Genomic DNA, 25,437 nt, shown 5'->3' on the forward strand with positions numbered 1-25,437 from the left:
ATGCGCCCGGCCCGGCTGCTACTGAGCCTGTGCCTGGGTGCGTTGCTGTGCCTGCCGGTGGCCGCCGCGCCCCGGCCGGATGGCAGCAAGCCGCTGGTCAGCATCGTCATCGACGACCTCGGGCAGAATCTGGCGCGCGACCGCCAGGTGCTCGACATATCCCCCGCCATCGCCCTGGCAATCATCCCCGACACGCCCCACGCCGCCGAGCTTGCGCGCGAGGCGCACCAGCGCGGGCGCACCGTGATGCTGCACATGCCTATGGACCCGGCCCGCGGTGACTTCGCCTGGAGCCCTGAGCTGACCCAGGACGAAAGAGCTCGGCGTCTGGACGCCGCGCTGGCAAAGGTCCCCTATGTGCAAGGCCTGAACAACCACGAAGGCAGCCGCATGACGGCCGACCGCCCGGCCATGGCCTGGCTGGCCGCGGAGCTGCAGCGCCGCCATCTGTTCCTCCTCGACAGCCGCACCAGCGCTGCCACCGTAGCCGCCGCCGAGGCGCAGAAGATCGGCCTCGCCAGCCTCTCGCGGGACGTATTCCTCGATGACGACCCGAGCGAAGCGGCGGTGATGGAGCAGATGCAGCGCGGCCTCGCACTGGCGCGCAAGCAGGGCACGGTGGTGATGATCGGCCACCCGAAGCCGGCGACCCTGGCGGTGCTCAAGCGTGTTTTGCCGACGCTGAAGGCCCAGGGCTTCGAACTGGTGAAACCGCCGTTGATGATCGCCGAGCGCGGCAACCGCGCCATGGCGGGGCATGGGCGGAATGGGATTTACCGCTGACTTTCCCGGCGAGCACTGCACCCGCCAAGCGCACGGATAGCTCCCTCTCCCTTCAGGGAGAGGGAGCCGACTGAGCGGAGTGCAGCCAAATCTTCAGCCGGTCATTCCGCACACCCGTCCCTGCTCACAGGTAGTTATTGGTCGCCTGCTCGATGAAGCCATCGGCGCGCATCTCGTCCAGCGCCTTCTGCAGCTTGTCCACCACCTCGTCCGGCGTGTCCTTGTTGATCGCCAGGTACAACTGCGCCTCATTGAAACGCAGCACGGTCTGCAGGCCGGACACGCCCTCCTGCTTGGCCAGGTAGCGACCCACGGGATCGGTGGTGGCCCAGAGGTCGATTTCGCCAGTGGTCAGCTTCTTCACGTTTTCCTGATCGCGCAGCGCGTTGAGCACCGGGATGCCCTGGCTCTCCAGGTTCTGGCTGACGGCGTCGTTCTTGTAGGCACCGAGCTTGTACTTGGCGGCGTCCTTGAGGTCCTTCACCTTGATCGAACTGCCCGGCGGCGCCAGCAGCACCCAGTGGGTCTTGGCGATCGGCCCGACCCACTTGAACAGCGGCACGCGCTCGGGCGTATAGGTGGTGGAGAACAGCCCGTAGTCGGGCTTGTCGAGGGCCAGTTTGTACAGGCGGTCCCAGGGGAAACGCAGGCTCAGGCTGTACTGGATGCCGGCGCGCTTGAACATCTCGCGAACGATATCGGCGCTGATGCCGTCGATACCCTCATCACGGGCGAAGTTCTTGTCGTCCACCGCCATGTTGAACGGCGGGAAGTTCTCGGTGAGCAGCACCATCTTGTAATCGGCGGGCAACTCGGCGCGGGCCGTGGCGGCCCCCAGCAACAGACCCAGGGTCAGGGTCTTGATCAGGACTTTCAGCATGGTCATACCGCTCGCTTGGTTATCGTTATTGGGCTTGCGGCATCCCTGCAGAGGGGACGGAATACTTCGCTCGTCTGCCTTCCGTGGCAAAACCGGCGCCGAGGGATGTCGGCGCCAAACACGAAGGCCGGCGAGTAGCCGGCCTTCGGGTGTCACAGGTAACTGTTGAGTACGTCGTCGACGAAACCTTCGGCGCGCATCTTGTCCAGCGCCGCCTGCAGCTTCTGCACCACGGCATCCGGGGTCTCGCGGTTCAGCGCGAGGAACAGCTGGTCGCTATTGAAACGCAGCACGGTCTTCAGGCCGGTGACGCCAACCTGCTTGGCCAGGTAGCGACCCGCCGGGTCACCGCTGGCCCAAAGGTCGATCTGGCCGTCGCGCAGCTTGGCGGCGTTCTCCTGGTCACGCAGCGCCAGCACCGGCTCGAAGCCGTGCTCGCTCAGGTACTGGGCCATGGCGTCGCCCTTGTAGGCGCCGACGCGATATTTCTTCGCTTCGTCCAGATTGTTCAGGCTGATCGGGCTGTCGGCCTTGGCCAGCAGCACCCAGTCGTCCGGACCGATCGGGCCGACCCACTTGAACTGGCTTTCGCGCTCGGGCAGGCGGGCGGTGACGAACACGCCGTAGCCGGGCTTCTCCAGCGCCAGCTTGTAGATGCGGTCCCAGGGGAAGCGCAGGGTCAGGCTGTACTGCACGCCGGCGCGCTTGAACATCTCCTTGACGATATCCACGGCGATGCCGTCGATGCTGTCTTCCTGGGCGAAGTTCTTGCCGTTGATGGCCATGTTGTAAGGAGGGAAGTTCTCGGTAAGCAGCACCACGCTGTAATCCGAAGAATCCGTTTCGGCCCTTGCCGCACCGGCCAGAAGCAGGCCGCAGCCTAGCCATGCGAGCAGAATGCGCTTCAGCATCGAGATATTTCCTGCGTATGACATTTCTGAGAAGGCGCAGAGCTTACTCGGAGAATTGACGCCAATAAACCCTATGAATATGGCAATGGGACATGGATACGCCATTACCTTGACTGAAGCCTTCGGCTAGCAAGCTTCGTGCGCAGGAAGGGGATGCGGCCACCGGACGCAGGAGGGGAAGGCTCGCGATAGAGCCATCGGGCCGGGAGAACCCCGGCCCGGAAGGGATCAGCGCACGACGATGCCGCGGCTGGCCAGGTAAGCCTTGGCTTCCGGCACACTGTACTCGCCGAAGTGGAAGATGCTCGCCGCCAGAACCGCGTCGGCCTTGCCTTCGATGATGCCGGCGGCCAGGTGCTCCAGGTTGCCGACACCGCCGGAAGCGATCACCGGAACGCCCACAGCCTCACTGATGGCGCGGGTCACGCCCAGGTCGTAGCCGCTCTTGACGCCGTCCTGATCCATGCTGGTCAGCAGGATTTCACCGGCGCCCAGGCCTTCCATCTTCTTCGCCCACTCCACGGCATCCAGCCCGGTAGGCTTGCGGCCGCCGTGGGTGAAGATTTCCCAGCGCGGGGTTTCGCCGGGGGCCGACACTTTCTTGGCGTCGATGGCGACCACGATGCACTGCGAGCCGAAGCGCGCGGCGGCTTCGCCGACGAATTCCGGGGTGAATACCGCGGCGGTGTTGATGGAGACCTTGTCCGCACCGGCATTGAGCAGGTTGCGGATGTCCTGCACTGTCCTGACGCCGCCGCCCACGGTCAGCGGGATGAACACCTGGCTGGCCATGCGCTCGACGGTATGCAGAGTGGTGTCGCGGCCATCGACGCTGGCGGTGATGTCGAGGAAGGTGATCTCGTCCGCGCCCTGCTCGTCGTAGCGACGGGCGATTTCCACCGGGTCGCCGGCATCGCGGATGTTCTCGAACTTGACGCCCTTCACCACGCGGCCGTTGTCCACGTCGAGGCAGGGAATGATGCGTTTAGCCAGTGCCATGTCAGGGTTCCCCGTGGTTCAGCTCAGCCCTTGAAGGCGTCGCACAGTGCCTGGGCCTCGGCGACGTCCAGGGTGCCTTCGTAGATCGCGCGACCGGTGATGGCGCCAACGATGCCCGGTGTGCGGGCGTCCAGCAGCTTCTGGATGTCACCCAGGTTGTGGATGCCGCCCGAAGCGATCACCGGGATGCGCGTGGCGTTGGCCAGGGCAGCAGTAGCTTCGACGTTGCAGCCCTGCATCATGCCGTCCTTCGCGATGTCGGTGTAGACGATCGCCGAGACGCCATCGGCCTCGAAACGCTTGGCCAGGTCGATGACCTGTACCGAGCTCACTTCCGCCCAGCCATCGGTGGCGACGAAGCCGTCTTTCGCGTCGAGGCCAACGATGACCTTGCCCGGGAATGCCTTGCAGGCTTCGGCGACAAATTCCGGCTGCTTCACTGCCTTGGTGCCGATGATCACGTAGCTGACGCCGGCGCGGACGTAGTGCTCGATGGTTTCCAGCGAACGGATGCCACCGCCGATCTGGATCGGCAGGTTCGGGTAGCGCTTGGCGATGGCGGTGACCACTTCACCGTTGACCGGCTTGCCTTCGAAGGCGCCGTTCAGGTCCACCAGGTGCAGACGACGGCATCCGCCCTCCACCCACTTGGCGGCCATGGATACCGGGTCGTCGGAGAAGACGGTGGCGTCTTCCATCAGGCCCTGGCGCAGGCGCACGCAGGCGCCGTCTTTCAGATCGATTGCGGGGATGATCAGCATGGGTTGAACCTGCTCGAATCCAAAGATGAATGGGGTCGGGTCAGCTCTTCTCGAGCGCCCACAAGTCGCTTTCGATGCTCTCGAACCGGTCTTTCAGGTGAGATTGCACGTCGAAGATCGCCTTGTTGTAGAACAGCGGGCCGAACTCGCGCATGAAGAAATCCAGCGCCTCCTCGGCCTCGAAGGAGCCGACGTCCAGCTCGAAACGGTCTTCAAGAAAACGCTGGATGGCCCGCGCCGCACTCTGGCGCTGGGCGCCATCGAGTTCGAGGATCGCGGGCTTGTCCTTCTGGCGGGCCATGGCTTACCAACGGCCATCCCAGGCAGCGAAGTTCTGCAACAACTGCAGGCCATGGGTATGGCTCTTCTCCGGGTGGAACTGCACGGCGAAGCGCGAGCCATCGGCCAGCGCAGCGGCGAAATCACGCCCGTAATGGCCGCGGCCGACCACCTGGCGCGGGTTGCCCGCCTCGATGTAGTAGCTGTGCACGAAGTAGAAGCGCGCGTTGTTCGGGATGTCGTGCCACAGCGGGTGGTCGACGCCCTGCGCCACTTCGTTCCAGCCCATGTGCGGCACCTTCAGGTGCTCGCCGTCCTCGTGCAGGTCCTTGCCGAAGAAGCGCACCTGGCCGGGGAACAGACCGATGCAGTCGACACCGTCATTCTCTTCACTACGCTCCATCAGCGCCTGCATGCCGACGCAGATGCCGAGGAACGGACGGTCCTGGCTGACTTCACGCACCAGGCTGTCGAAGCCCAGGCGCTTGATCTCGGCCATGCAGTCGCGGATCGCGCCGACGCCGGGGAACACCACGCGGTCCGCCTCGCGGATCACATTGGCGTCGCTGGTCACCAGTACGCGCCCGGCGCCCACGCGCTCCAGTGCCTTGGACACCGAGTGCAGGTTGCCCATGCCGTAGTCGATGACGGCGACAGTCTGCATTACAGGCACCCTTTGGTGGACGGCATCTGGCCGGCCATGCGCTCGTCCAGTTCGATGGCCATGCGCAGCGCGCGGCCGAAGGCCTTGAACACGGTTTCGATCTGGTGGTGGGTGTTGTGCCCACGCAGGTTGTCGATGTGCAGGGTGACGTTGGCGTGGTTGACGAAGCCCTGGAAGAACTCCATGAACAGGTCCACGTCGAAGCCGCCGACGCTGGCGCGGGTGAACGGCACGTGCATCTGCAGGCCGGGGCGGCCGGAGAAGTCGATGACCACACGCGACAGCGCCTCGTCCAGCGGCACGTAGGCATGGCCGTAGCGGCGGATGCCCTTCTTGTCGCCGATAGCCTTGGCGAAGGCCTGGCCGAGGGTGATGCCGATGTCTTCGACGGTATGGTGGTCGTCGATATGCAGGTCGCCCTTGCACTCGATATCCAGGTCGATCAGGCCGTGGCGGGCGATCTGGTCCATCATGTGCTCGAGGAAGGGAACCCCGGTATCGAAGCGGGCCTTGCCCGTTCCATCCAGGTCGATGGAAACCTTGATCTGGGTTTCCAGGGTGTCGCGCGCGACGGATGCCTTGCGTTCGGCCATCACCAGCTCCACAGCTAACACTGCACGTAATTATAAGAAGGGCCGGCATTATAGGCGCGCCGGGCGCTGCGCCGCTACGGGCGGTGGTCGGCGCTGGCCGATGGCCCTACACTGCGCGGCCCGAATACGAGGATCGAGCATGCCCGTCGTCGTCCAGCACCTGACCCAGCCCAGCGACCAGGACCGCCAGGACCTGCTGAAGATCTACGCCGACGCGCCCGACTGGCTGCTGGCGCCCTTCCCAGACGCCGGCGAGCTGGTCGAACGTGGACTTGCTGACGGCCTGCTGTTCACCGGGCGCTTCAATGATCGCCTGCTGGGCGCCGCCTGGATCGAGCGCGATGGCGATACCTGGCGGCTTTCCCGCCTCTGCGTGCGCCAGGTCACCCGCGGACGCGGCGTGGCCCGCCGCCTGCTCGAAGAGGCGCAGCGCCTGGCTGTGCTGCAAGGGGCCGCGCTGCGGCTGACAGCACCTGACGGCAAACACGAAGCGGCTGTTTTCGCCGAGCATCTCGGCCTGACACTGGAAACGACCTGATCGCGTTCATGACGGGAACCGAGCGCCGCGTCCCCGTTCCAACTCCGCAATAACGCCACCCTGCCCTGCGGGCTGGGGTGCCGGCGCGTCATTGGTATACTCCTTCGCCATTCCATTCGCCGCCTGAACAAGGACCCGTCCATGAAAGCGTTCGGCAAACTCATCGGCATCATTGCCCTGGTCCTGCTGCTGCTCATCGTCGCCGCCGGCTTCGTGCTGACCCACTTCTTCGACCCGAACGACTACAAGGACGAGATCCGCCAGCTCGCCCGGGACAAGGCCAACCTCGAACTGAACCTCAAGGGCGATATCGGCTGGAGCCTGTTCCCCTGGCTCGGGCTGGAATTGCATGACACCAGCGTGGCGAGCCTGCAGACCCCGGACAAGCCGTTTGCCGACGCCCAGTTGCTGGCCATGTCCGTGCGCGTGCTGCCGCTGCTGCGCAAGGAAGTGCAGATGAGCGATATCCGCGTCGAAGGCCTGACCCTTTCCCTGAACAGGGACAAGGCCGGCGTCGGCAACTGGGAAAGCATCGGCAAGCCCGCCCAGCCCGCCGCCGGCACGCCGCCTGCCGCACAACCAGCGCCCGTACCGACCGAGCAGGCCAAGGCCGACGCCCAGCAATCCCACCAGGCGATGAAGCTGGACATCGACAGCCTCAACGTGAAGAACGCGCGTATCGACTACGCCGACGCCCAGAGCGGCAAGACCTACAGCGTCGAGGGTCTCGAGCTGACCACCGGGGCCATCCGCGAAGGCAGCAACATCCCGCTCAAGCTCAGCGCCTACCTGGGCACCAACCAGCCGGTGATCCGCGCCCGCACCGAACTGACCGGCAACCTGCGCTTCGACCGCGCGCTCAAGCGCTACCAGCTCGAAGACGCCAAGCTCTCCGGCGAAGTTTCCGGCGACCAGTTCCAGGGCAAGACCGCCAACTACAGTGCCCAGGGCCAGCTGGTACTCGACCAGGCAGCCCAGGTTGCCGAGTGGAATGGCCTGAAGGTCACCGTCAACCAGCTGCGCGCCCTCGGCGAGATCAAGGCCCGCGAGCTGGACAAGGAACCCAAGTTCGATGGCGGCCTGTCGCTGGCGCCGTTCAATCTGCGCGAATTCCTCGAAAGCATCGGCCAGACCCTGCCGGAAATGGCCGACGCCACCACCCTCACCAAGCTCGAACTGGCCACCCGCGTCAGCGGCACCCGCAACAGCCTGACCTTGAACGACCTCAAGCTGAAGCTGGACGACAGCAGCTTCAGCGGCAACCTCGGCATCGCCGACTTCGGCAAGCAGGCCATCCGCGCCCAGTTGTCCGGCGACAAGCTGAACCTCGACCGCTACCTGCCGGCCAAGGTCAAGCAGGCCCAGGACGCCACCAACAGCGCACGCAAGGCTGAAGTTGCCAGTACCGAGCAGAGCGCTATCAAAGGCGACACTCCGCTGCCCAACCAGCCGACCCAGCAGGCCTGGAGCGACGCGCCGCTGCTGCCTATCGCCCGCCTGCGTGCACTGGACCTGGACGCCAGCCTGACCCTCGGCCAGCTGATCCTGGACAAGCTGCCCATCGACAACGCCGTGCTCAAGCTGCGCGGCCAGGGTGGCCTGCTCAACCTCGACGACATGCGCGGCGAGCTCTACGACGGCAGGTTCAACGCCAGCGCCAGCCTCGACGTGCGCCAGGACGTACCGACGCTGAAGGCCAAGAAACACATCGCCGACATACCGGTGGAGCGCCTGCTCGAATCCCAGGGCCAGAAGCCGCCGGTGAAGGGCCTGCTCGATCTGGATGCCGACATCACCACCCAGGGCAACAGTCAAAAGGCCTGGATCGACAACCTCAACGGCACCGCGCGCTTTGTCATGACCCAGGGCGTGCTGCTCAACGCCAACCTCGAACAACAACTGTGCCAGGGCATCGCCACGCTCAACCGCAAGTCGCTGACCGCCGAGCACGGCGGCAAGGACACCCCGTTCCGCGAACTGCAGGGCAACCTCACCTTCCGCAACGGCGTGGCCAGCAACCCGGACCTCAAGGCCAGCATTCCCGGCCTGACCGTCAAGGCTGACGGCGACCTCGACCTGCGTGTACTGGGCATGGACTACCGCGTCGGCGTGACCATCGAAGGCGACAAGAGCGACATGCCCGATCCGGCCTGCGAAGTGAACAAGCGCTATGTCGGCATCGAGTGGCCGCTGCGCTGCCGCGGCCCGCTGGAGCTGGGCGCCAAGGCCTGTCGCCTGGACAAGGACGGCATCGGCAAGATCGCCGCACGGTTGGCCGGGGACCGGCTGAACCAGAAACTCGAAGAGAAGCTCGGCGACAAGGTCAGTCCCGAACTCAAAGACGCACTCAAAGGGCTGTTCAAGAAGTGACCCCGCAAAGCTTCAACTCGGCCGTGCTCGACTGGTTCGACACGCACGGCCGCCATGACCTGCCCTGGCAGCAGAACATAACGCCCTATCGGGTGTGGGTCTCGGAAATCATGCTGCAGCAGACCCAGGTCAGCACCGTGATGGGCTACTACGACCGCTTCATGACGGCGCTGCCCACCGTGGCCGATCTCGCGAATGCGCCGGAAGACGAAGTACTGCACCTGTGGACGGGCCTGGGCTACTACACCCGCGCCCGTAATCTGCACAAGACCGCCAAGCGGGTCATGGAGCAGCACGGCGGCGAATTCCCCCGTGACGTCGAGCAGCTCGCCGAGCTGCCTGGCATCGGCCGCTCCACCGCCGGCGCCATCGCCAGCATCTCCATGGGCCTGCGCGCGCCGATCCTCGACGGCAACGTCAAGCGCGTGCTGGCGCGCTACCTGGCCTGCGACGGCTATCCGGGCGAGCCGAAAGTGGCCAAGCAACTGTGGGACGCCGCCGAACGCTTCACGCCACAGGAGCGGGTCAACCACTACACCCAGGCGATGATGGACCTGGGCGCCACGCTCTGCACCCGCAGCAAGCCGAGCTGCCTGCTCTGCCCGCTGCGTGAGGGCTGCCGCGCGCACTTCCTCGGCCGCGAGACCGATTTCCCGGTGTCCAAGCCGCGCAAGGCGCTGCCGCAGAAGCGCACGCTGATGCCGATCCTCGCCAACCGCGAGGGCGACATCCTGCTCTATCGCCGTCCGTCGACCGGCCTCTGGGGCGGCCTGTGGAGCTTCCCCGAGTTGGACGACCTGGCCGCCCTCGACCCGCTGGCCCAGCGCCACGCCCTTCGCCTGGGCGAGCGCCGCGAACTGCCCGGCCTGACCCATACCTTCAGCCACTTCCAGCTGGCCATCGAGCCCTGGCTGGTGCGCGTCGAAGACGCAACCCCCGCCGTGGCCGAGGCCGACTGGCTCTGGTATAACCTCGCCACCCCGCCCCGGCTCGGCCTTGCCGCCCCGGTGAAGAAGCTGCTCAAACGAGCCGCCGACGTGTTGAACGCAGGAGAAATGTCATGACCCGACTGGTGATGTGCCGCAAATACAAAGAAGAGCTGCCCGGCCTCGATCGCGCGCCCTATCCCGGGGCCAAGGGCCAGGACATCTATGAGCACGTTTCGAAGAAAGCCTGGGAAGAATGGCAGAAGCACCAGACCATGCTGATCAACGAGCGTCGCCTGAACATGATGAACGCCGAGGATCGCAAGTTCCTCAGCACCGAAATGGACAAGTTCCTCAGCGGCGAGGAATACGCGCAGGCCGAAGGCTACGTCCCGCCCAGCGCGTAAGCTCCGGTATTATTTGAAAAATTTTTTCGCGGCACGCTTGACACCCTTTCCGAAAACCCTTTTAATGCGCGCCACGTTGCCCAGGTAGCTCAGTTGGTAGAGCAGGGGATTGAAAATCCCCGTGTCGGCGGTTCGATTCCGTCCCTGGGCACCACATACTGGTCCCGAGAGTTCTCTAGCAGTCTCGGAACCCCAAGAAAACCGGCCTCTGAGCCGGTTTTTTTGTTTCTACCGATCCCAAGCGATCCCTTGTAAGCCCAAAACTTTGTGAGTAGATTCGTGAGTAGACGCAGTTCGGTCATGAATTTCTACTCACACCCGGATGCCTATCCGGCGCCCGGCGTGGCTTTCCGGGGATATCCGTGCCTCTCACCGACTCCGCAGCCCGTACCGCCAAGCCCCGCGAGAGGCTCTATCGCCTCTCCGACACCCTGGGCCTGAGCCTCGAAATCCCTCCCACCGGCAGTAAGCTCTGGCGCTTCCGCTATCGCTTCGCCGGTAAGCCTAAGATGATCAGCCTGGGCTCCTACCCGGCCGTCACGCTCGCCAAGGCGCGAGAATTGCGCGACGTTGCACGATCACAGGTTGCCGCTGGGGTAGATCCATCCAAGCACAAACAGGCCGAGAAACGCGCCAGAGAGGCCGAGGCGTACACCTTCGAGAAACTGGCCAACGAGTGGTACGCCTACAGCGCCCCTCGATGGGCAGACGCCACCGCCTACAAGGCGCGCCTGTACTTGGACAACGACATCATCCCAGTGATCGGCAAGCGGCCGGCGTCGGAGATCACCAGACCGGAGGTGGTAGAGCTGGTCCGTAAGGTCGAAGCACGAGGAACCCTGAACGCGGCCGGCAAGATTCGCCAGTGGCTGAATCAGATTTTCCGCTTCGGCCTGGCCAAGGGAGTAGTCACCACCAACCCGGCTACCGATCTGGATGTGGTCGCCGCCCACGCACCCCGGGCGAAGCATCATCCCCATATCCCACTGAGTGAAATTCCCGAATTGCTGGAAAAGTTGGCTGGAGCTAGGTGCGACCAGACCACCAAGATTGCCATTCGCCTTTTACTGCTGACCGGCGTACGCCCCGGAGAACTACGTCAGGCTCCCTGGTCTGAGTTCGATCCTGATGCCGCTACCTGGACCATCCCAGCAGCCAGAATGAAGGCCAGGCGCCCGCACATCGTCCCCCTGCCAACCCAGGCCGTGGAACTGCTTCGTAACCTACAAGAAATCACCGGACGCTATGGCCTTGCTTTCGCTGGCAAGGCCAACCCTGGCCGGCCGCTATCCGAGAACACCGTCAACAAGGCGCTGCGCAATCTCGGCTACGAGGGACGGCAAACGGGCCACGGATTCCGTCACCTGCTGAGTACCGAGCTGAACAACCGCGGTTACAATCGTGATTGGATTGAGCGTCAGTTGGCCCACGGCGATGAAAACGAGATCCGCGACACCTACAACCACGCCAGCTACTTGGAGCAGCGCCGGGGAATGATGCAAGCCTGGGCGGACGAGATCGACGCACTATGCGCTGGCGCTAACGTAGTGAGCATCAGGCGCGCATGAGCGGGATAAAAGTGAAGGCTATTACCTTCCTGGCCCCCGCTGACTTTGCAGCGCCTGGCGCCCTGGATGGAGTTGTAGAAAACGCTCGACTACTCGCCGATACGCTTTACCTCGAGCGTGAAGGACTGCCCGGCAATCTCTCTGCCCTGTCGCAGCGGATAATCGCCCTCGCCCCTCTAGCCGCATCTGACACCCGCTCAGCAGCGGAGCTAATGGCCTGCATCGTAAACATCAACCGACTCCTTTTGGTCTGGCCCGCGCTGAAAACGGCTGAAGCATCGAAGCGCCATGGAGCCAATGGCGGTTGCCGACACAAAAAACGCAAATGGGCAAAAGCAGTCGCTAAAAGACTCGCCAGCACAAGACATGCCAGCGCGGAATCAGCCTGGCAGGCGTTACCCAGCGCCGATAACCCATGGCTGTTCGAGGCGGACGAATTCGACTTCGAGGTCTATATCGACGGCGACAGCGTGATTGCGGTTGACGACAACTCCAGGAAGGAACTTGGGTCACTCAAGAAAAGCACCTTTCTAAAAATTTATTACCGCCCTGCTCGCAAAGCTGGAAGGTAACCCCCCTTAGTTTCCAGCCTCAACCAACAGCATTTGCCCATCGCTCCCAACCAGCCCCAAGGAGGCTAGTGCGATGGCAGACAAAACTACCCAGCCCCGGCGCTTCATCCGCATCAAAGAAGTGCTCTCCATCACCTCGCTCAGCAAGTCCGATCTGTATCGCCGGATCGCTGCTGGCACCTTCCCCGCTCAGATCAATCTCGGCCCGATGACCGTCGTATGGGCCGAAGAAGAAGTTCGTGCCTGGATGGATTCCCGCATCGCTGAAGCTCGCGGGGTGGCAGCCTAATGGACAAAAAAAAGGCCGACCAACAGGCCAGCCCTCAAAATTCGCAACGTAATACTATCACAGTCGCCAACGCTCCCACCAAGCTGAGCCGCGTGCTCGCCTTCCTGGTGGCCGGCGGCTCCCTCAATCGCTTCGAAGCCGAGCGCATCGGCGACCACTGCCTTAACTCCACCATTAGCGCTCTGGCCCACAACTGGGGCATCGAGTTCCAGCGCCAGCCTGAGCGCGTGCCCACCCGCTGGGGCAAAGGCTGCGACGTCATCCGCTATAGCATCCCCGCATCCCAGCTCAAGCGTGCCCACCGTGCGCTGGCGATGATGGCCATCAACCGGAGGGCTGCCGCATGACTCTTGCGCTCAGCCCTTCCTCCCGCTATCGTGAGGTGGTCACGGTAAATCCCGTGACCGACCTTGGCCGGTCGAATATACACAGGCGCACCAGCGCCCAACACACCATTGCAGGCGCTTTTTTTGCGTCCGCAATGCCGTGTTATGGCAGCAGTGCGTGGGACACCTTCGGGTGTGCCGGGAGCCTGTGTACCCGGTCGGCCAACCCGCGTACTGCTGCCTCCCTCACTCGCTTGGCCGCGAGCGGTGGCAGCTCCAATTACACAGGAGTGTCATCCATGACCACCCGCAATCAGTCCAAAGCACGCGCCTCTGCCCACCGGGCAATGGCCCTTGCTGCTCTGCACAGCAATACCTCCCTCGCCGTTCGACTCAAACGCTACAACCACCACCGCGCTATCCAGCGCTCCCTTGAAGCCCAGCCCAACGCCTGCGATTGGCTGGAGAACCTGGAAGGGGATGCCTGGGCCGATGCCTGTGAAGAGATTGCCGCCGCTCTGGAAGCGCAAGGCGGTGCCAAATGAATACTCAATCTCAGAAGATTTCCTTGGTAGCGTTTGATGCAATCGAGCACGCCCGCTATTGCGTGGAGCAGGCTCGCTGGCTCAACGCGCTGGCTTGCGCCATCGACAACACACTGGAGGGTGGAAGTGCGTTGCTCGGTGCTCGCGTGTCGCATGCTCGCGATCTGGCTGGCCTCGCCTGCTATCTCGCCAACGAACTTTGCACCTACTCGGAAACTCGGGCAAGGGACATGCAAAACGAGCTCGACGTGGCGGAGAAGGAGGATGAGCAATGACTGTCTATCCCCTCGGCCATGAGTCGGCAAAGCTCATGCGCGACGCCGGTTACGCCATCGACACTATCGGCAAGCTGATCCTGGAAGACATCTGTCGCAAGTCCGATGACTCCAATCAAGCGTTCCTCCGCGAGTACGAGCTCGGCGGCCTGCTCTCTGCTCTGCAGGTCATTGCTGGCGGCCTGTGTGAAACCGGCGAGCGGTTCGAAGAGCATCTGAAGAAGGTCCAGCAGTACGAGGACGGTGCCAGTGGCCCGAACCCTCGCTAAGTCGAAGGGCCGCCGAGAATCCGGAACCTTCGCTGCCATTCCCCACGCGGTGATGGACAGCGAAGACTTCCGGACACTATCAGGTGGCGCGCTCAAGGTGCTGCTGGGCTTGCTCCGGCAGTACCGCGGCGCGAACAACGGCGACCTCAGCGCCACCTTCGCCAGCGCTAGCGAATGGGGTATCGGCAGCAAGGCCACCCTCGCCAAGGCCCTGGAAGAGCTCCAGGAGCGCGATCTGATCGTGCGCACCCGGGAAGGCAGGTTCATCAAGCCAGGTGGCTGCTGCGCGCTGTACGCGATCACCTGGCGCCCCATCGATCCGTGCGATGGAAAGATCGAGCTATCGCCGACCACCACCCCGCCGCGGAAATTCAGCCTCGAAAGAGCAAAACACCCGGTACAGAAACTGTACCGACAGGGTACAGAAACTGTACCGATGGAGGCCTGACGGACCATGAAAAACACGCTCATGGGTACAGAAACTGTACCGATGGAGGGGTTTCACTTGGTACAGAAACTGTACTCCTTCTTAGATATACCAGGGCGCAGCCATGGCCATCTCCAATCTACTGCCCTTGGAAAGGGCTCCAAAGAGGGCTCAGAAGTGCGCGCGGCCCGACGACTCGAAATTTCCGACCTCTGATTTTCGTCCGACCTGACTGCAGATTCCTGCGCGGGACAGGGTGTGGCGCAGGTTTACCCGTTCCTGGAACGTGTTCAGCGCCGGACCAGGCTTTCCGAGTGTGGCGATTTGGTCTCAGTGAGGGGCTCGCTTCCCTTTCAAAAGGAAGCGAGGGCCAACCGGCCGCCAGTCGTCCCAAAGGTCCGCGTTTCAAATGCTACCCTTCCGAACTGCCGTTTCAAACGAAACTTGGAACCCAGTGCTAACCGGCTGGGTTTCTTCCGGGTTTCCGCCCCGGATTGGAAAGTGGGCAGATCCTCCCCTTTTCCTAAAGGTCGGAATCCCGGCTTTACCAGCACGAAACGTGTACGCCTGGTGACGATGGCTGATACCGGAAAATCCGGTATCAAAAGTGACCCCACCTCACCTTTAAATCCCTCTGATCAGAGGGATTTAAATCCCCGGGATTCCGGGTATCTCGATCTGTTCAATGCTCGCCACCAATACCGTTCGTCGGATGAATCCAGGCTCTGAAACGGTACGGGACAGTACGGGACAAACACCAAAAACCACCAGTAGATCAGGGGATTGGCGCGCGCGTAGATTGGTTGCCATAGCCTCATGCTTGGCGCTGGGGCTCCGTCATGCTTGGCGCTGGCGGGACGGGTGAAAGCCCATCTCCCTATCTGACTGGAGTCCCTGATATGCCCACCCATGAGACCGTTGCTGCTCGAACCAGCCGACTGCGCGCCCATCTGAATGCTGGCGGCGCTGCCGATCCCCGCGTTCTGGCGGCCATTAGCGAAGAGGTCAGCGCCCTGGGGAATGACCTGAGCGAAACCCTCAAGGCCTTCACCGAAAGCAACCAAGCCATCAAGCAGCACGGCGCTGAAGTGAATTCCCGACTGCTGGCCCTGGAACAGTCCTTCCTGGCTGGTGGTGACGGCCAACAGCGTCAGCACGGCACCCTGCGCGACGTGTCCGGCGAGGTCGTCCGCTCCCTGGGTGAGTCCACCGCCTTCGCCGCGCTGAAGGAATGGAACCACGGCACCGCTCGTACCAAGCTCAGCGCCAGCATCCGCGCCATCGTCACCGAAGGCCGCGGCGATTCGAACAGCAGCACCATGCCGAGCAACCCGGAACGCTCCGGCATCGTCGGCCCGGTACTGCCGCCTCTGAGCCTGATCCAGGTGCTGCCGTCCCGCCCGACCACCAGCGATGCCGTTGAGCACGTCCGCCTGAACGTCACCGGCGATGCTGCCCAGCAGGTCAAGGAAGGCGACGAGAAATCTGAACTGGACTTCGAGGGCACCTTGGTCCGTGCCGACGTCATCACCGTGGCCGGCCACACCACCGCGTCCAAGCAGGTTCTGTCTGACAACGGCGCCCTGCAGAGCCAAATCGACTTGGTGATCCGCTCCAAGGTGATGAGCAAGCTGGAGGACCACACTGTCCTGGACCGTGAGGCCGCCAACGTGATGGTGAGCAACAGCCACAAGGACTACTTCACCCGCAATCTGGTGCTGATCCTGGGTGAACTGCGTGCCGGCCTGGAAGTCCTCGATGGCCAAGCCATCTACCTGGTGGACCTGGAAGACGCCACCAGCAGCTGATAGCAGACCGGGCCTGTCTCGCGACGGGCTCGGCGTGGATTAGCGGTGAGTGCCACGGTCAAGAAAACCGCCGCAGCCTGAGCTGTAAGGAGGATCGCAGTGATCAGGCACTAGGCCCGCGCCAGGCGGGCCTTTTACCAATACTCGGGAGAGAACCAATGACCACCACCAACGAACTGCCCAAGCACGTCCAGCGCGCACTCAATCATCTGGCCCACGCCCGCGCCCTGCTCCATGAGGTCACCCAGCGCGAGCGCCTGCGCCGTGAGATCGACGAGCTGTTGGCAAAAGGCATGAGCCCGACAGACGCCCTGGAGCATCTGCGGGCCAATCCGCCCGCGGTCAATCCGGGTTACTGACGGGGCGGGGAGAAAGTTCAGCTCTCCCCCCTCGGACACCGCGCCCGAACCCTTTTTTCCATTTCCACAGAATTCAGGTTTCTAGGAGGCCGCCATGGCCAGCAAGTCGTTGGGGGTGTTGACTCTTGATCTCGTAGCAAAAGTCAGCGGCTTCGTCCAGGGCATGGACGCGGCCGAGCGCAGCTCGGCGAAGTGGCGTAAGGAGGTTGAGAAGAACGCCAAGGCTGCAGGTGTGGCAATTGGTGCCGGCATCGCAGCCGGGGTAACTGCGCTGGGCGCGATTACCGTCGGCGCCATCAATTCGGCGAAAGAGATTTCGAATCTCTCCAGCGTGGCCAACACCAGCACCACCGAATTCCAGAAGTACGCGGCTGGTGCAAAGGTGGTGGGGATTGAGCAAGAGAAACTTGCCGACATCTTCAAGGACGTGAACGACAAGGTAGGTGACTTCCTAAACACTGGAGGCGGCGCGCTCGCCGACTTCTTCACCAACATTGCTCCGAAGGTCGGTGTCACCGCTGACGATTTCCGTAACCTTTCCGGCCCGCAGGCGCTCGGCCTTTACGTCCATAGCCTGGAGAAGGCGAACGTCAGTCAGGCCGACATGACCTTCTACATGGAGGCAATCGCCAGTGACGCAACTTCTCTGCTGCCGCTGCTCCGGAACAATTCAGAAGGTTTCACCATGCTCGGCGATGCGGCCGAAGCTGCCGGCGCGATCATGGATGAGAAGACGATCAAGTCGGCAAATGAACTGAAGGCCGCGACCTGGCTGATCGAGCAGAGTACAGCGGGCCTCAAAAACCAATTGGTTTCTCAGCTCCTGCCGGTACTGAGTGATTTTGCAGACGATCTCTTCGGAGTATCGAAGCAGGGAACCGTGATGGTCACCGTTGGCGAGACGGTGGTGACGACGATCAAGTGGATGGCGAAGGCCGCCGTAGGAGCCGTGGGTGCGTTCGACCTCATGGGAAAGGCAATCGGTGGTGCTGCCGCAGTGGCTGCTTCCGGCTTCAAGGATGCCGACTGGACTGATCTTGCTATGGGACCGGCGGCCCTCGGCGTTCGATTGGCCAAGAACTGGGATGGCATCAAATCTACGGCTGAGGGCGTTGGTGAAGACCTTCGGGCGGAAACCCTGAAGTGGGCTGGCTACATCGAAAATATCGACAAGGCCGGAACGGGCGGCACGAACGGATTCGTGAAGCAGATTGCCGGGGTGATGGATGAGCTGAATAAGCTCAGCAATAAGCCGGGTACCTTCCGTGCGACCACCCAAGAAGAGCAGGCCGCCGCGAAGGCGGCAGAGCAGGCCGCCAAGGCCTTGCAGAAGCGCTTCGACGATGCCGAGACCGGCTACGAGCGGCAGATCGCCCTGATCAACACCGAGGTCGATAAGCGCAAGGATGCCACCGAGGTCGCCAAGCTTCAGTTCGAGATCGAGTCGGGCAAACTGAAGGGCATCAATGCCCAGCAGCAGGAACGCCTCAATGGCCTGGCCGCCGAGCTCGACCGCCTGCAGAAGCTGAAAAAGGCGAACGAGGACGCTGCTAAGGCGGCTGCATTTGGGTCAAATCTTGATCAAGAGAACAGCACCGCAGCTGCTGGTCTGGATATAGACCTGGCCGGCGCCGGCATGGGGGAGAAGTACCGGAGCCGTCTGCAGGAAATGCTCCAGATCAAGCAGACCTACAACGAGAAGCTTGCTGACCTCAATGAGCAGTACAACTCCGGCGAGATTACGAAGGAACTGTACGACGAGGAAAACGAGATCATCCAGGCCGCGATGGAAAAGCGCCTGAAGATTCAGGAAGGCTATTACGAACGCGCTGACGAAGCCCAGGCCGACTGGATGAAAGGGGTAGATGAGGCCTTCCAGAACTACGTCGACAGCGCCGAGAACCACTACCAGATCGCCGCGGATGCGATCACTGGCATCTTGGGTGGCGCCACCAGCGCACTTAGCGACAGCATCTACGACGTTTTCACCGGCACCGAGACGTTGAGTGATTCGCTGGGCAACCTGGCGGTCACTATCGGGCAAACCATCGTCAAGGCAATTGCCGACATGGCTGCGCAGTGGTTGGTGGCTCAGGCCATCCAGCTCGTTTTTGGCCGCACCACGCAGATGAGCGCAGCAGCCACCATGGCGGCAAACGCACAGGCAACCTCCTTGCAGGCCGGACTTGCCGCATTCGCGTCCACAGCGGCTATCCCAATCGTGGGTCCGGCCCTGGCCCCTGGTGCAATGGCCGCCGCCCTTGCGATCACCGAGCCTGTCGCCATCGCCGTCGGCACGTCTGCCCTCGCAGGGATGGCCCACGACGGCATCGACAAGGTGCCCGTCTCCGGCACCTGGAACTTGGAGAAGGGCGAGCGCGTCACCACCGCTGAGACCAGTGCGAAGCTGGACAGAACCCTTGAACGAGTTCAGGCCGGTATGGCAAACGGCGGTGGTCGCAACTCCAGCATCACGAACAACTTCTACCAAACCACCACCGACGCCAGAAGCCAGCAAGCAGCGAACGCCAAGGCTGCCCGCCAAATCGCCAGAATTGTGAACAATTCGGAGAGATACACCTGATGAGTAATCCACCTGAAATAACCGACGAGAACGTTAACGGCTGCGTCATCTGGACATTCACGAACAACAATCCTGGCCCGCTAGAGATAGAGGTATGTGTGGCTAGTGGAACCAGGGTTATTTCAGTCGTCCCGGCTGGCGGCTTTGTGCGGATCATCGCCGCGAACTCCGACGATGTGAACATGAAATACCGCGAGGCCCATGTGCCAGGTGAGGACAGCATCAGCCAATGGATGCGCGAAGAGCTTGATCGCCGCCGGCTGGGTACTCAGTAATGGGCCGCCTTGCACCCCATGCAAGGTGTAACTTTCACAAATGTGAGTAGATTTGTGAGTAGATCACAGCGAATGAACAGCGAAGTCGTTGCAGCCCAACGCCTGTAGGGAAAAGTTCGATTCCGTCCCTGGCACCAAGCCTTCCGAAAAGCCCCTGAAATCGAGAGATTTCAGGGGCTTTTTCATTCCCGTCCGAACAAGTCACTCCCCCGCCCCGGCACGCTCCCACGATTCGTATCGAATGTTTGCTTAAGTTCAGTGTCTACTGGCACATAGCACACCGATCTTTCAGAATCATGACCATCCGGACGATTTCCACACTTTGAGTGGGATACCCTCCGGGATTCGATGTTTGGTAGCGGAGTCACTGTGCGCAAACTCATTAGCTGGTGGAATTCCCGGGGCAACCTGGTTTCTCTGTCTGCCCTTTTCCTGCTGATCCCGCTGATCGGCCGCTACAGCCTTGGCTGGAGCTCCGCCCTGGGCTACCTGTCGGACCTGGCACTCGGCACACTGCTGGTCGTCGCGCTGCACAATCGACGACTGTTCATCGCGATTCCGGTGATGCTGGTCTGGGCGCTCTCGGTGATCGGCACCGCCGAGCTGGTCAGCGCCGTGGGCCGCATGCCCGCGCCGGAAGACCTGCACTTCCTCGCCGACCCGACCTTCGTCGCCAACTCCACCGAGGGCGGCGGCCTCAACCACCTGCACCTGGCGATCCTGATCGGCGCCGGCATCCTGCTCAGCGCATTGCTCTGGCGCCGCCGCGAGAAGCCGCTGCCGCGCTACGCCTATGCCGTGCCGGCGGTCCTGCTGGCCAGCCATGCCGCCGTGCAGTACTTCCAGCCCAGCGATGCGGAAATGTGGAAGCAGTTCAACCTGCCGCACCAGCTTGTCTCCCGCGCTGTCACCAGCGGCGAGATGGCCTATCAGGACTGGCGCGACCGCGACCTTCCGGAAGTCCGCCCGGACGTCACCGGCCTGACCCAGCACGACCTCAACGGGACGCCGCTGCTGGCCGGTCGCGGCCAGGCGAAGAATGTGCTGATCATCGCCATGGAAGGTATTCCTGGCGCCTACGTGGCCACCAACCGGGCCGCGCTCAGCAGCAGCTACGAAGAATCGATGATGCCGCGCCTGAGCACCTGGGCCGAGCGCGCCATGACCACCCCGGACTACGTAGTGCATAGCCACCAGACCATCCGCGGTCTCTATGCCATGCTCTGCGGCGATTACAGCAAGCTGGACAACGGCACGCCCAAGGGCGTCGAGCTGCTGGGCAATCCGACCCGCGCCGCCGAATGCCTGCCGGCGCAGATGCACCAGGCCGGCTTCAGCACCCACTTCCTGCAGGGCGCCGGGCTGCGCTTCATGGCCAAGGACAAGGTCATGCCGGCCATGGGCTTCGACAAGACCCTGGGCCGCGATTGGTTCAAGAAGAAGCCCTACCTGGAGTTCGCCTGGGGCATGGATGACAAGGCCTTCTTCGAGGGTGCGCTGGACTATGTCGGCCAGCTGCGCCAGAAGAAACAGCCGTGGATGCTCACCCTGCTCACCGTCGGCACCCACCAGCCGTATTCGGCCACCCCGGAGTACCTGGCCAAGTACCCGACGCCGCGCCAGGCAGCGGTCGCCTACCTCGACGACGCGGTCGATGCCTTCCTCAAGGGCCTGGAAGAGAAAGGCGTGCTCAAGGACACCCTGGTGATCGTCACCTCCGACGAATCCCACGGCATCGACAACGTACGCCTTGCCTCGGCCTGGGGCCTGAACCTGATTCTTGCACCGGAACAGGCCGCGCTCCCGCCGGTGAAGGCTGGCGTCTACGGACACGTCGACATGGAATCCTCGGTGCTCGACTACTTCGCCATCAAGGCGCCGCAGGATATTGCCGGCCGCTCCCTGTTCCGCGAATACAGCAACGGGCGCGAGATGGTGACGTTCACCAACGGCATGCAGCGCTACCACGACGGCAAGGGCAACTTCACCGAGTGTGACTTCCAGCAGGTTTGCCGGCGCTACCAGAGTGACGGCTTCATCGCTGACAGCGCCAAGTTCGTCGGGCGCTTCAGTGGCCGCGATGCCCGTCTGATGACCGCTCGCGCGGACATCCTCGACCAGTCGGTGGTCAATGCGCAGTCGGCCCGCGAATACCAGTTCGCGACCAAGGAGCGCATCCGCCTGAAGCCGCAGATCGACAACGAGTACACCGACAACCTGATCGGCGCGCAGTACCTGGAATTCCCGGCCAACACCCACACCACGGTGAGCCTGAAGATCCGGGCGATCCAGATGGACGCCAAGGGTGCGAAAGTGACACTCAAGACGCGCTCGTTCGAGAAGCCGGTGCCGATCCAGATGCCGGACTTCCCGCTGGTGAAACGCAACCAGCCGCTGGAAGTGACCTTCGGCTTCGACAACGAGGAAGCGCGCAAGGCGTTCTCCTTCCACCTGCTGGCCGAGGGCAAGGGCGTCATCGAGATCACCGACTTCCACGTGCTGACCCAGCCACGCAAATCGACGATCAATGCCACCGAAGCCGGCGGTACCGGCCTGGCCGACGCCAAGCCGCTGCCGGTCCCGCGCCTGTCCGGCCACCCGAATCTGATGGCCAGCCAGCCGCCGGAGTCCCAGGACGACATTACGCCCGCCGAGGCGTTGGAAGATCCGAATCCGCAGCTGCGGCAGATGATGCAGTAACCCGAACCGGCGGCCCCAGTGGCCGCCGGACTTTTAACTGCCGGCCTAAACTGGCACTATCCCGCGCCCGCGCCACCATCGGACACCCTCCTCCGGCGCGGCTAGTTCAGCCCAGGCGACAACGCCGAGCGGCAATGCGACAACTTGCCACTACAGCCGACGACCGCGGCAGATGGGCGCTTGGCGCACCCTGGAGTGCATGTTAGGTTGCCCCTCGCCAGGATGGCCCCGATTCTGCAGTGACCTGCTGCGAAAGCGTCCGAATAACAACAGAGGAGCCCCCTATGGCCACGGCCATACCCGCACTGGAAATCCGTAACCTGCACAAGCGTTACGGTGACCTGGAAGTGCTCAAAGGCATTTCCCTGACCGCCCGCGACGGCGATGTGATTTCCATTCTCGGCTCCTCCGGTTCCGGTAAATCCACGTTCCTGCGCTGCATCAACCTGCTGGAGAACCCCCACCAGGGCCAGATCCTGGTTGCCGGTGAAGAACTCAAGCTGAAGAAATCCAAGGATGGCTCGCTGGTCGCCTCGGACGGCAAGCAGATCAATCGCCTGCGCAGCGAACTGGGCTTCGTCTTCCAGAACTTCAACCTCTGGCCGCACATGAGCATCCTCGACAACATCATCGAGGCGCCACGCCGTGTGCTGGGCAAGACCAAGGCCGAAGCCACCGAGATCGCCGAGGCCCTGCTGGCCAAGGTCGGCATCTCCGACAAGCGCCACAGCTTCCCCGCACAGCTTTCCGGCGGCCAGCAGCAGCGCGCCGCCATCGCCCGTACGCTGGCGATGCAACCCAAGGTCATCCTCTTCGACGAGCCGACTTCGGCACTGGACCCGGAAATGGTCCAGGAAGTGCTTAACGTAATCCGCGCGCTTGCCGAGGAGGGTCGCACCATGCTGCTGGTGACCCACGAAATGAACTTTGCCCGCCAGGTTTCCAGCGAGGTGGTGTTCCTCCACCAGGGCCTGGTAGAAGAGCAGGGACCGCCGCAGCAGGTATTTGACAACCCGCAATCGGCACGCTGTAAACAATTCATGTCCAGCCACCGCTAACGGAGCATCACTGCATGAACAACTATAAGAAGATCGTTCTGGCTATCGCGGCCACCTTTGCACTGGGGAGCCAGGCCATCGCCGCGGACAAACTGCGCATCGGTACCGAAGGCGCCTACCCGCCCTTCAACGGTATCGACGCCAGCGGCCAGGTCGTCGGTTTCGACCTCGACATCGGCAAGGCGCTGTGCGCCAAGATGAAGACCGAATGCGAAGTCGTCACTTCGGACTGGGACGGCATCATTCCGGCCCTGAACGCCAAGAAATTCGACTTCATCGTCGCTTCCATGTCGATCACCGACGAACGCAAGCAGGCCGTCGACTTCACCAACCCCTACTACACCAACAAGCTGCAGTTCGTGGCGCCCAAGTCCACCGACTTCAAGACCGACAAGGGCTACCTGAAAGGCAAGGTGATCGGTGCGCAGCGCGCGACCATCGCCGGTACCTGGCTCGAGGACAACATGTCCGACGTCGTCACCATCAAGCTGTACGACACCCAGGAAAACGCCTACCTCGACCTGTCCTCGGGCCGCCTCGACGGCGTACTGGCCGACAAGTTCGTGCAGTACGACTGGCTGAAGAGCGACGCCGGCAAGGACTTCGAGTTCAAGGGCGAGCCGGTATTCGACAACGACAAGATCGGCATCGCCGTGCGCAAGGGCGACCCGCTGCGCGAGAAGCTGAACGCCGCTCTGAAGGAAATCGTCGACGACGGTACCTACAAGAAGATCAACGACAAGTACTTCCCCTTCAGCATCTACTGATGCACGTGCCGCGCCGCCCTTGCCGGGCGGCGCGCGCCTTCAGGCGTGACTCCCCATGATTTTCGACCTGCACGGCTTTGGCGATCAGTTGATCGCCGGCACCTGGATGACGCTCAAGCTCTCGCTCGCCGCAGTCTGCGTGGGACTGATCCTCGGCCTGCTCGGCGCCGTCGCCAAGACCTCGAAGAATGGCTTCCTGCGCATGCTCGGCGGTTTCTACACCACCGTAGTGCGCGGCGTACCCGAGACGCTCTGGGTATTGATGATCTATTTCGGCACCGTGGCCGGCCTGAACGCCATCGGTGACCTGTTCGGCTACCCCGAATTCGCCCTGTCGCCCTTCGCCGCCGGCACCTGCGCCCTGGGCCTGTGCTTCGGCGCCTACGCCACCGAGGTGTTCCGTGGCGCGCTACTGGCGATTCCCAAGGGCCACCGCGAAGCCGGGCAGGCGCTGGGCCTCTCCGCTCCGCGCATCTTCTGGCGCATCGTCCTGCCGCAAGTGTGGCGCGTGGCGCTGCCGGGCCTGGGCAACCTCTACCTGATTCTGCTGAAGGACACCGCGCTGGTCTCGCTGATCACCCTCGACGAAATCATGCGCAAGGCCCAGGTCGCTTCCAACGCGACCAAGGAACCCTTCACCTTCTACATGACTGCGGCCTTCATCTACCTGGGCCTGACCGTCTTCATCATGGCCGCCCTGCACTTCCTTGAGCGACGCGCCGGCCGCGGCTTCGTGAGGAACGAGCTATGACCGATCTCGAGCTGATCCTCAAATGGCTGCCGAAGATGCTTCAGGGCGCCACCCTGACCCTGGAGCTGCTGGCCATCGCCGTGGTAGCCGGCCTGTGCCTCGCCGTACCGCTGGGCATCGCCCGCGCCTCGCGGCACTGGTACGTACGCGCCGTGCCCTACGCCTACATCTTCTTCTTCCGCGGCACACCGCTGCTGCTGCAGCTGTTCATCGTCTACTACGGCTTCGCCCAGTTCGAAAGCGTGCGCAAGGGGCCGCTCTGGCCATACCTGCGCGACCCGTACTGGTGCGCCCTGCTGACCATGACCCTACACACCGCAGCCTACATCGCGGAGATCCTGCGCGGCGCCATCCACGCCATCCCGGTCGGAGAAGTGGAAGCCGCCCGCGCGCTGGGCATGTCCCGCCGCCAGGCGCTGTTCCACATCATCCTGCCGCGCGCCGCGCGCATCGCCATGCCGGCCTACAGCAACGAGGTGATCCTCATGCTCAAGGCCAGCGCCGTGGTCTACACCGTGACCCTGTTCGACATCATGGGCATGACCCGCACCATCATCGCGCGCACCTACGAGGCCATGCTGTTCTTCTGCCTCGCCGGGGTGTTCTACCTGGTCATCACCCTCCTGCTTACCCGCATCTTCCGCCTGCTGGAACGCTGGCTGAAGGTCGACTCCATGCAGGGCCGCTGACCGGCGCGCCGTTCCCCCACGGGGTCGCTATAATGCGCGCCCCGTGGCTTTCTCCCGCTTCGCA

Annotated in this window: 29 protein-coding genes and 1 tRNA gene; 23 read left to right on the plus strand and 7 right to left on the minus strand. The window is 62.8% G+C overall.

The features are described 5' to 3' along the window. Window positions 1-783 (plus strand): divergent polysaccharide deacetylase family protein, encoded by a 783-nt coding sequence (locus LDJ84_RS27805; protein WP_226045623.1) that lies wholly within the window; start codon window positions 1-3, stop codon window positions 781-783. A gap of 124 nt (window positions 784-907) precedes the next feature. On the opposite strand, the gene LDJ84_RS27810 is transcribed toward LDJ84_RS27805, so the two are convergent. The 7 genes from LDJ84_RS27810 to hisB all read right to left on the minus strand — a co-directional run bounded on the left by LDJ84_RS27810 (window position 908) and on the right by hisB (window position 5,870). Next, on the minus strand, window positions 908-1,663 hold the full coding sequence (locus tag LDJ84_RS27810; RefSeq protein ID WP_065086559.1) for a substrate-binding periplasmic protein: 756 nt from the start codon (window positions 1,661-1,663) through the stop codon (window positions 908-910). Between the two features lie 152 nt (window positions 1,664-1,815). Continuing rightward, on the minus strand, window positions 1,816-2,571 hold the full coding sequence (locus LDJ84_RS27815) for a substrate-binding periplasmic protein (protein WP_141678568.1): 756 nt from the start codon (window positions 2,569-2,571) through the stop codon (window positions 1,816-1,818). 231 nt (window positions 2,572-2,802) lie between these two features. Next, the gene (hisF, locus tag LDJ84_RS27820; RefSeq protein WP_024762245.1) at window positions 2,803-3,573 is read right to left on the minus strand and encodes an imidazole glycerol phosphate synthase subunit HisF; all 771 of its coding nucleotides are present in this window, start codon (window positions 3,571-3,573) and stop codon (window positions 2,803-2,805) included. Between the two features lie 23 nt (window positions 3,574-3,596). Further along, on the minus strand, window positions 3,597-4,334 hold the full coding sequence (hisA, locus tag LDJ84_RS27825; protein WP_024762243.1) for a 1-(5-phosphoribosyl)-5-[(5-phosphoribosylamino)methylideneamino]imidazole-4-carboxamide isomerase: 738 nt from the start codon (window positions 4,332-4,334) through the stop codon (window positions 3,597-3,599). 40 nt (window positions 4,335-4,374) lie between these two features. Next, a complete protein-coding gene (locus LDJ84_RS27830; RefSeq protein ID WP_015479328.1) occupies window positions 4,375-4,635 on the minus strand; it encodes a DUF2164 domain-containing protein in 261 nt (86 codons plus the stop codon). Between the two features lie 3 nt (window positions 4,636-4,638). Then, entirely contained in the window at window positions 4,639-5,277 is a 639-nt protein-coding gene (hisH, locus tag LDJ84_RS27835; RefSeq protein ID WP_024762242.1) for an imidazole glycerol phosphate synthase subunit HisH, read from the minus strand. After that, complete coding sequence (gene hisB / locus LDJ84_RS27840; RefSeq protein ID WP_015479330.1) at window positions 5,277-5,870, minus strand: imidazoleglycerol-phosphate dehydratase HisB; 594 nt, start codon at window positions 5,868-5,870, stop codon at window positions 5,277-5,279. Before hisB ends, hisH begins: the two co-directional genes overlap by 1 nt. A 139-nt stretch (window positions 5,871-6,009) precedes the next feature. Here hisB and LDJ84_RS27845 point away from each other — a divergent pair, with 139 nt between their 5' ends. The 22 genes from LDJ84_RS27845 to LDJ84_RS27950 all read left to right on the plus strand — a co-directional run bounded on the left by LDJ84_RS27845 (window position 6,010) and on the right by LDJ84_RS27950 (window position 25,373). Next, window positions 6,010-6,408 carry an acetyl-CoA sensor PanZ family protein gene (locus LDJ84_RS27845; RefSeq protein WP_037012303.1) on the plus strand — a complete coding sequence of 133 codons (399 nt, stop codon included), beginning with the start codon at window positions 6,010-6,012 and terminating at the stop codon, window positions 6,406-6,408. Between the two features lie 141 nt (window positions 6,409-6,549). Next, complete coding sequence (locus LDJ84_RS27850) at window positions 6,550-8,778, plus strand: AsmA family protein (RefSeq protein ID WP_065086486.1); 2,229 nt, start codon at window positions 6,550-6,552, stop codon at window positions 8,776-8,778. Further along, window positions 8,775-9,842 carry an A/G-specific adenine glycosylase gene (gene mutY / locus LDJ84_RS27855; RefSeq protein WP_037012295.1) on the plus strand — a complete coding sequence of 356 codons (1,068 nt, stop codon included), beginning with the start codon at window positions 8,775-8,777 and terminating at the stop codon, window positions 9,840-9,842. Before LDJ84_RS27850 ends, mutY begins: the two co-directional genes overlap by 4 nt. Next, entirely contained in the window at window positions 9,839-10,111 is a 273-nt protein-coding gene (locus tag LDJ84_RS27860; RefSeq protein WP_037012291.1) for an oxidative damage protection protein, read from the plus strand. Before mutY ends, LDJ84_RS27860 begins: the two co-directional genes overlap by 4 nt. 78 nt (window positions 10,112-10,189) lie before the next feature. Further along, a tRNA-Phe gene (locus LDJ84_RS27865) sits at window positions 10,190-10,265 on the plus strand. A 208-nt stretch (window positions 10,266-10,473) separates the two neighbouring features. Then, window positions 10,474-11,679, plus strand: coding sequence for a tyrosine-type recombinase/integrase (locus LDJ84_RS27870; RefSeq protein WP_065086487.1), 1,206 nt, complete (start codon window positions 10,474-10,476; stop codon window positions 11,677-11,679). Then, window positions 11,676-12,251 (plus strand): hypothetical protein, encoded by a 576-nt coding sequence (locus LDJ84_RS27875; RefSeq protein ID WP_065086488.1) that lies wholly within the window; start codon window positions 11,676-11,678, stop codon window positions 12,249-12,251. Before LDJ84_RS27870 ends, LDJ84_RS27875 begins: the two co-directional genes overlap by 4 nt. Before the next feature lie 73 nt (window positions 12,252-12,324). Further along, window positions 12,325-12,540: a helix-turn-helix transcriptional regulator gene (locus LDJ84_RS27880; RefSeq protein ID WP_065086489.1), complete on the plus strand. Its 216-nt coding sequence runs from the start codon at window positions 12,325-12,327 to the stop codon at window positions 12,538-12,540. A gap of 92 nt (window positions 12,541-12,632) precedes the next feature. Then, window positions 12,633-12,887 (plus strand): hypothetical protein, encoded by a 255-nt coding sequence (locus tag LDJ84_RS27885; RefSeq protein WP_226045624.1) that lies wholly within the window; start codon window positions 12,633-12,635, stop codon window positions 12,885-12,887. Between the two features lie 278 nt (window positions 12,888-13,165). Then, window positions 13,166-13,411 carry a hypothetical protein gene (locus LDJ84_RS27890; RefSeq protein WP_065086491.1) on the plus strand — a complete coding sequence of 82 codons (246 nt, stop codon included), beginning with the start codon at window positions 13,166-13,168 and terminating at the stop codon, window positions 13,409-13,411. Beyond that, window positions 13,408-13,686, plus strand: a complete 279-nt coding sequence (locus LDJ84_RS27895; protein ID WP_065086492.1) for a hypothetical protein — start codon at window positions 13,408-13,410, stop codon at window positions 13,684-13,686. Before LDJ84_RS27890 ends, LDJ84_RS27895 begins: the two co-directional genes overlap by 4 nt. Continuing rightward, a complete protein-coding gene (locus LDJ84_RS27900) occupies window positions 13,683-13,955 on the plus strand; it encodes a hypothetical protein (protein WP_065086493.1) in 273 nt (90 codons plus the stop codon). Before LDJ84_RS27895 ends, LDJ84_RS27900 begins: the two co-directional genes overlap by 4 nt. Then, window positions 13,936-14,403 (plus strand): hypothetical protein, encoded by a 468-nt coding sequence (locus LDJ84_RS27905; protein ID WP_065086494.1) that lies wholly within the window; start codon window positions 13,936-13,938, stop codon window positions 14,401-14,403. The genes LDJ84_RS27900 and LDJ84_RS27905 overlap by 20 nt, the downstream gene beginning before the upstream one ends. A gap of 878 nt (window positions 14,404-15,281) precedes the next feature. Next, window positions 15,282-16,190 (plus strand): hypothetical protein, encoded by a 909-nt coding sequence (locus tag LDJ84_RS27910; RefSeq protein WP_226045625.1) that lies wholly within the window; start codon window positions 15,282-15,284, stop codon window positions 16,188-16,190. A gap of 158 nt (window positions 16,191-16,348) precedes the next feature. After that, entirely contained in the window at window positions 16,349-16,549 is a 201-nt protein-coding gene (locus LDJ84_RS27915; protein WP_065086495.1) for a hypothetical protein, read from the plus strand. Between the two features lie 94 nt (window positions 16,550-16,643). Beyond that, on the plus strand, window positions 16,644-19,133 hold the full coding sequence (locus LDJ84_RS27920) for a phage tail tape measure protein (protein WP_065086496.1): 2,490 nt from the start codon (window positions 16,644-16,646) through the stop codon (window positions 19,131-19,133). Further along, window positions 19,133-19,408, plus strand: a complete 276-nt coding sequence (locus LDJ84_RS27925; protein WP_065086497.1) for a hypothetical protein — start codon at window positions 19,133-19,135, stop codon at window positions 19,406-19,408. The genes LDJ84_RS27920 and LDJ84_RS27925 overlap by 1 nt, the downstream gene beginning before the upstream one ends. A gap of 369 nt (window positions 19,409-19,777) precedes the next feature. After that, window positions 19,778-22,108 carry an LTA synthase family protein gene (locus LDJ84_RS27930; RefSeq protein ID WP_065086498.1) on the plus strand — a complete coding sequence of 777 codons (2,331 nt, stop codon included), beginning with the start codon at window positions 19,778-19,780 and terminating at the stop codon, window positions 22,106-22,108. Window positions 22,109-22,392: 284 nt separating this feature from the next. Then, window positions 22,393-23,166 (plus strand): ABC transporter ATP-binding protein, encoded by a 774-nt coding sequence (locus LDJ84_RS27935; RefSeq protein WP_024762237.1) that lies wholly within the window; start codon window positions 22,393-22,395, stop codon window positions 23,164-23,166. 14 nt (window positions 23,167-23,180) lie between these two features. After that, complete coding sequence (locus tag LDJ84_RS27940; protein WP_024762236.1) at window positions 23,181-23,933, plus strand: ABC transporter substrate-binding protein; 753 nt, start codon at window positions 23,181-23,183, stop codon at window positions 23,931-23,933. A gap of 55 nt (window positions 23,934-23,988) precedes the next feature. Further along, window positions 23,989-24,684, plus strand: a complete 696-nt coding sequence (locus LDJ84_RS27945) for an ABC transporter permease (RefSeq protein ID WP_024762235.1) — start codon at window positions 23,989-23,991, stop codon at window positions 24,682-24,684. Continuing rightward, entirely contained in the window at window positions 24,681-25,373 is a 693-nt protein-coding gene (locus LDJ84_RS27950; RefSeq protein WP_024762234.1) for an ABC transporter permease, read from the plus strand. Before LDJ84_RS27945 ends, LDJ84_RS27950 begins: the two co-directional genes overlap by 4 nt. The last annotated feature ends 64 nt before the right edge of the window (window positions 25,374-25,437 follow it).

Source organism: Pseudomonas sp. HS-18 (genome assembly GCF_020401845.1).
Lineage (GTDB): Bacteria > Pseudomonadota > Gammaproteobacteria > Pseudomonadales > Pseudomonadaceae > Pseudomonas > Pseudomonas nitroreducens.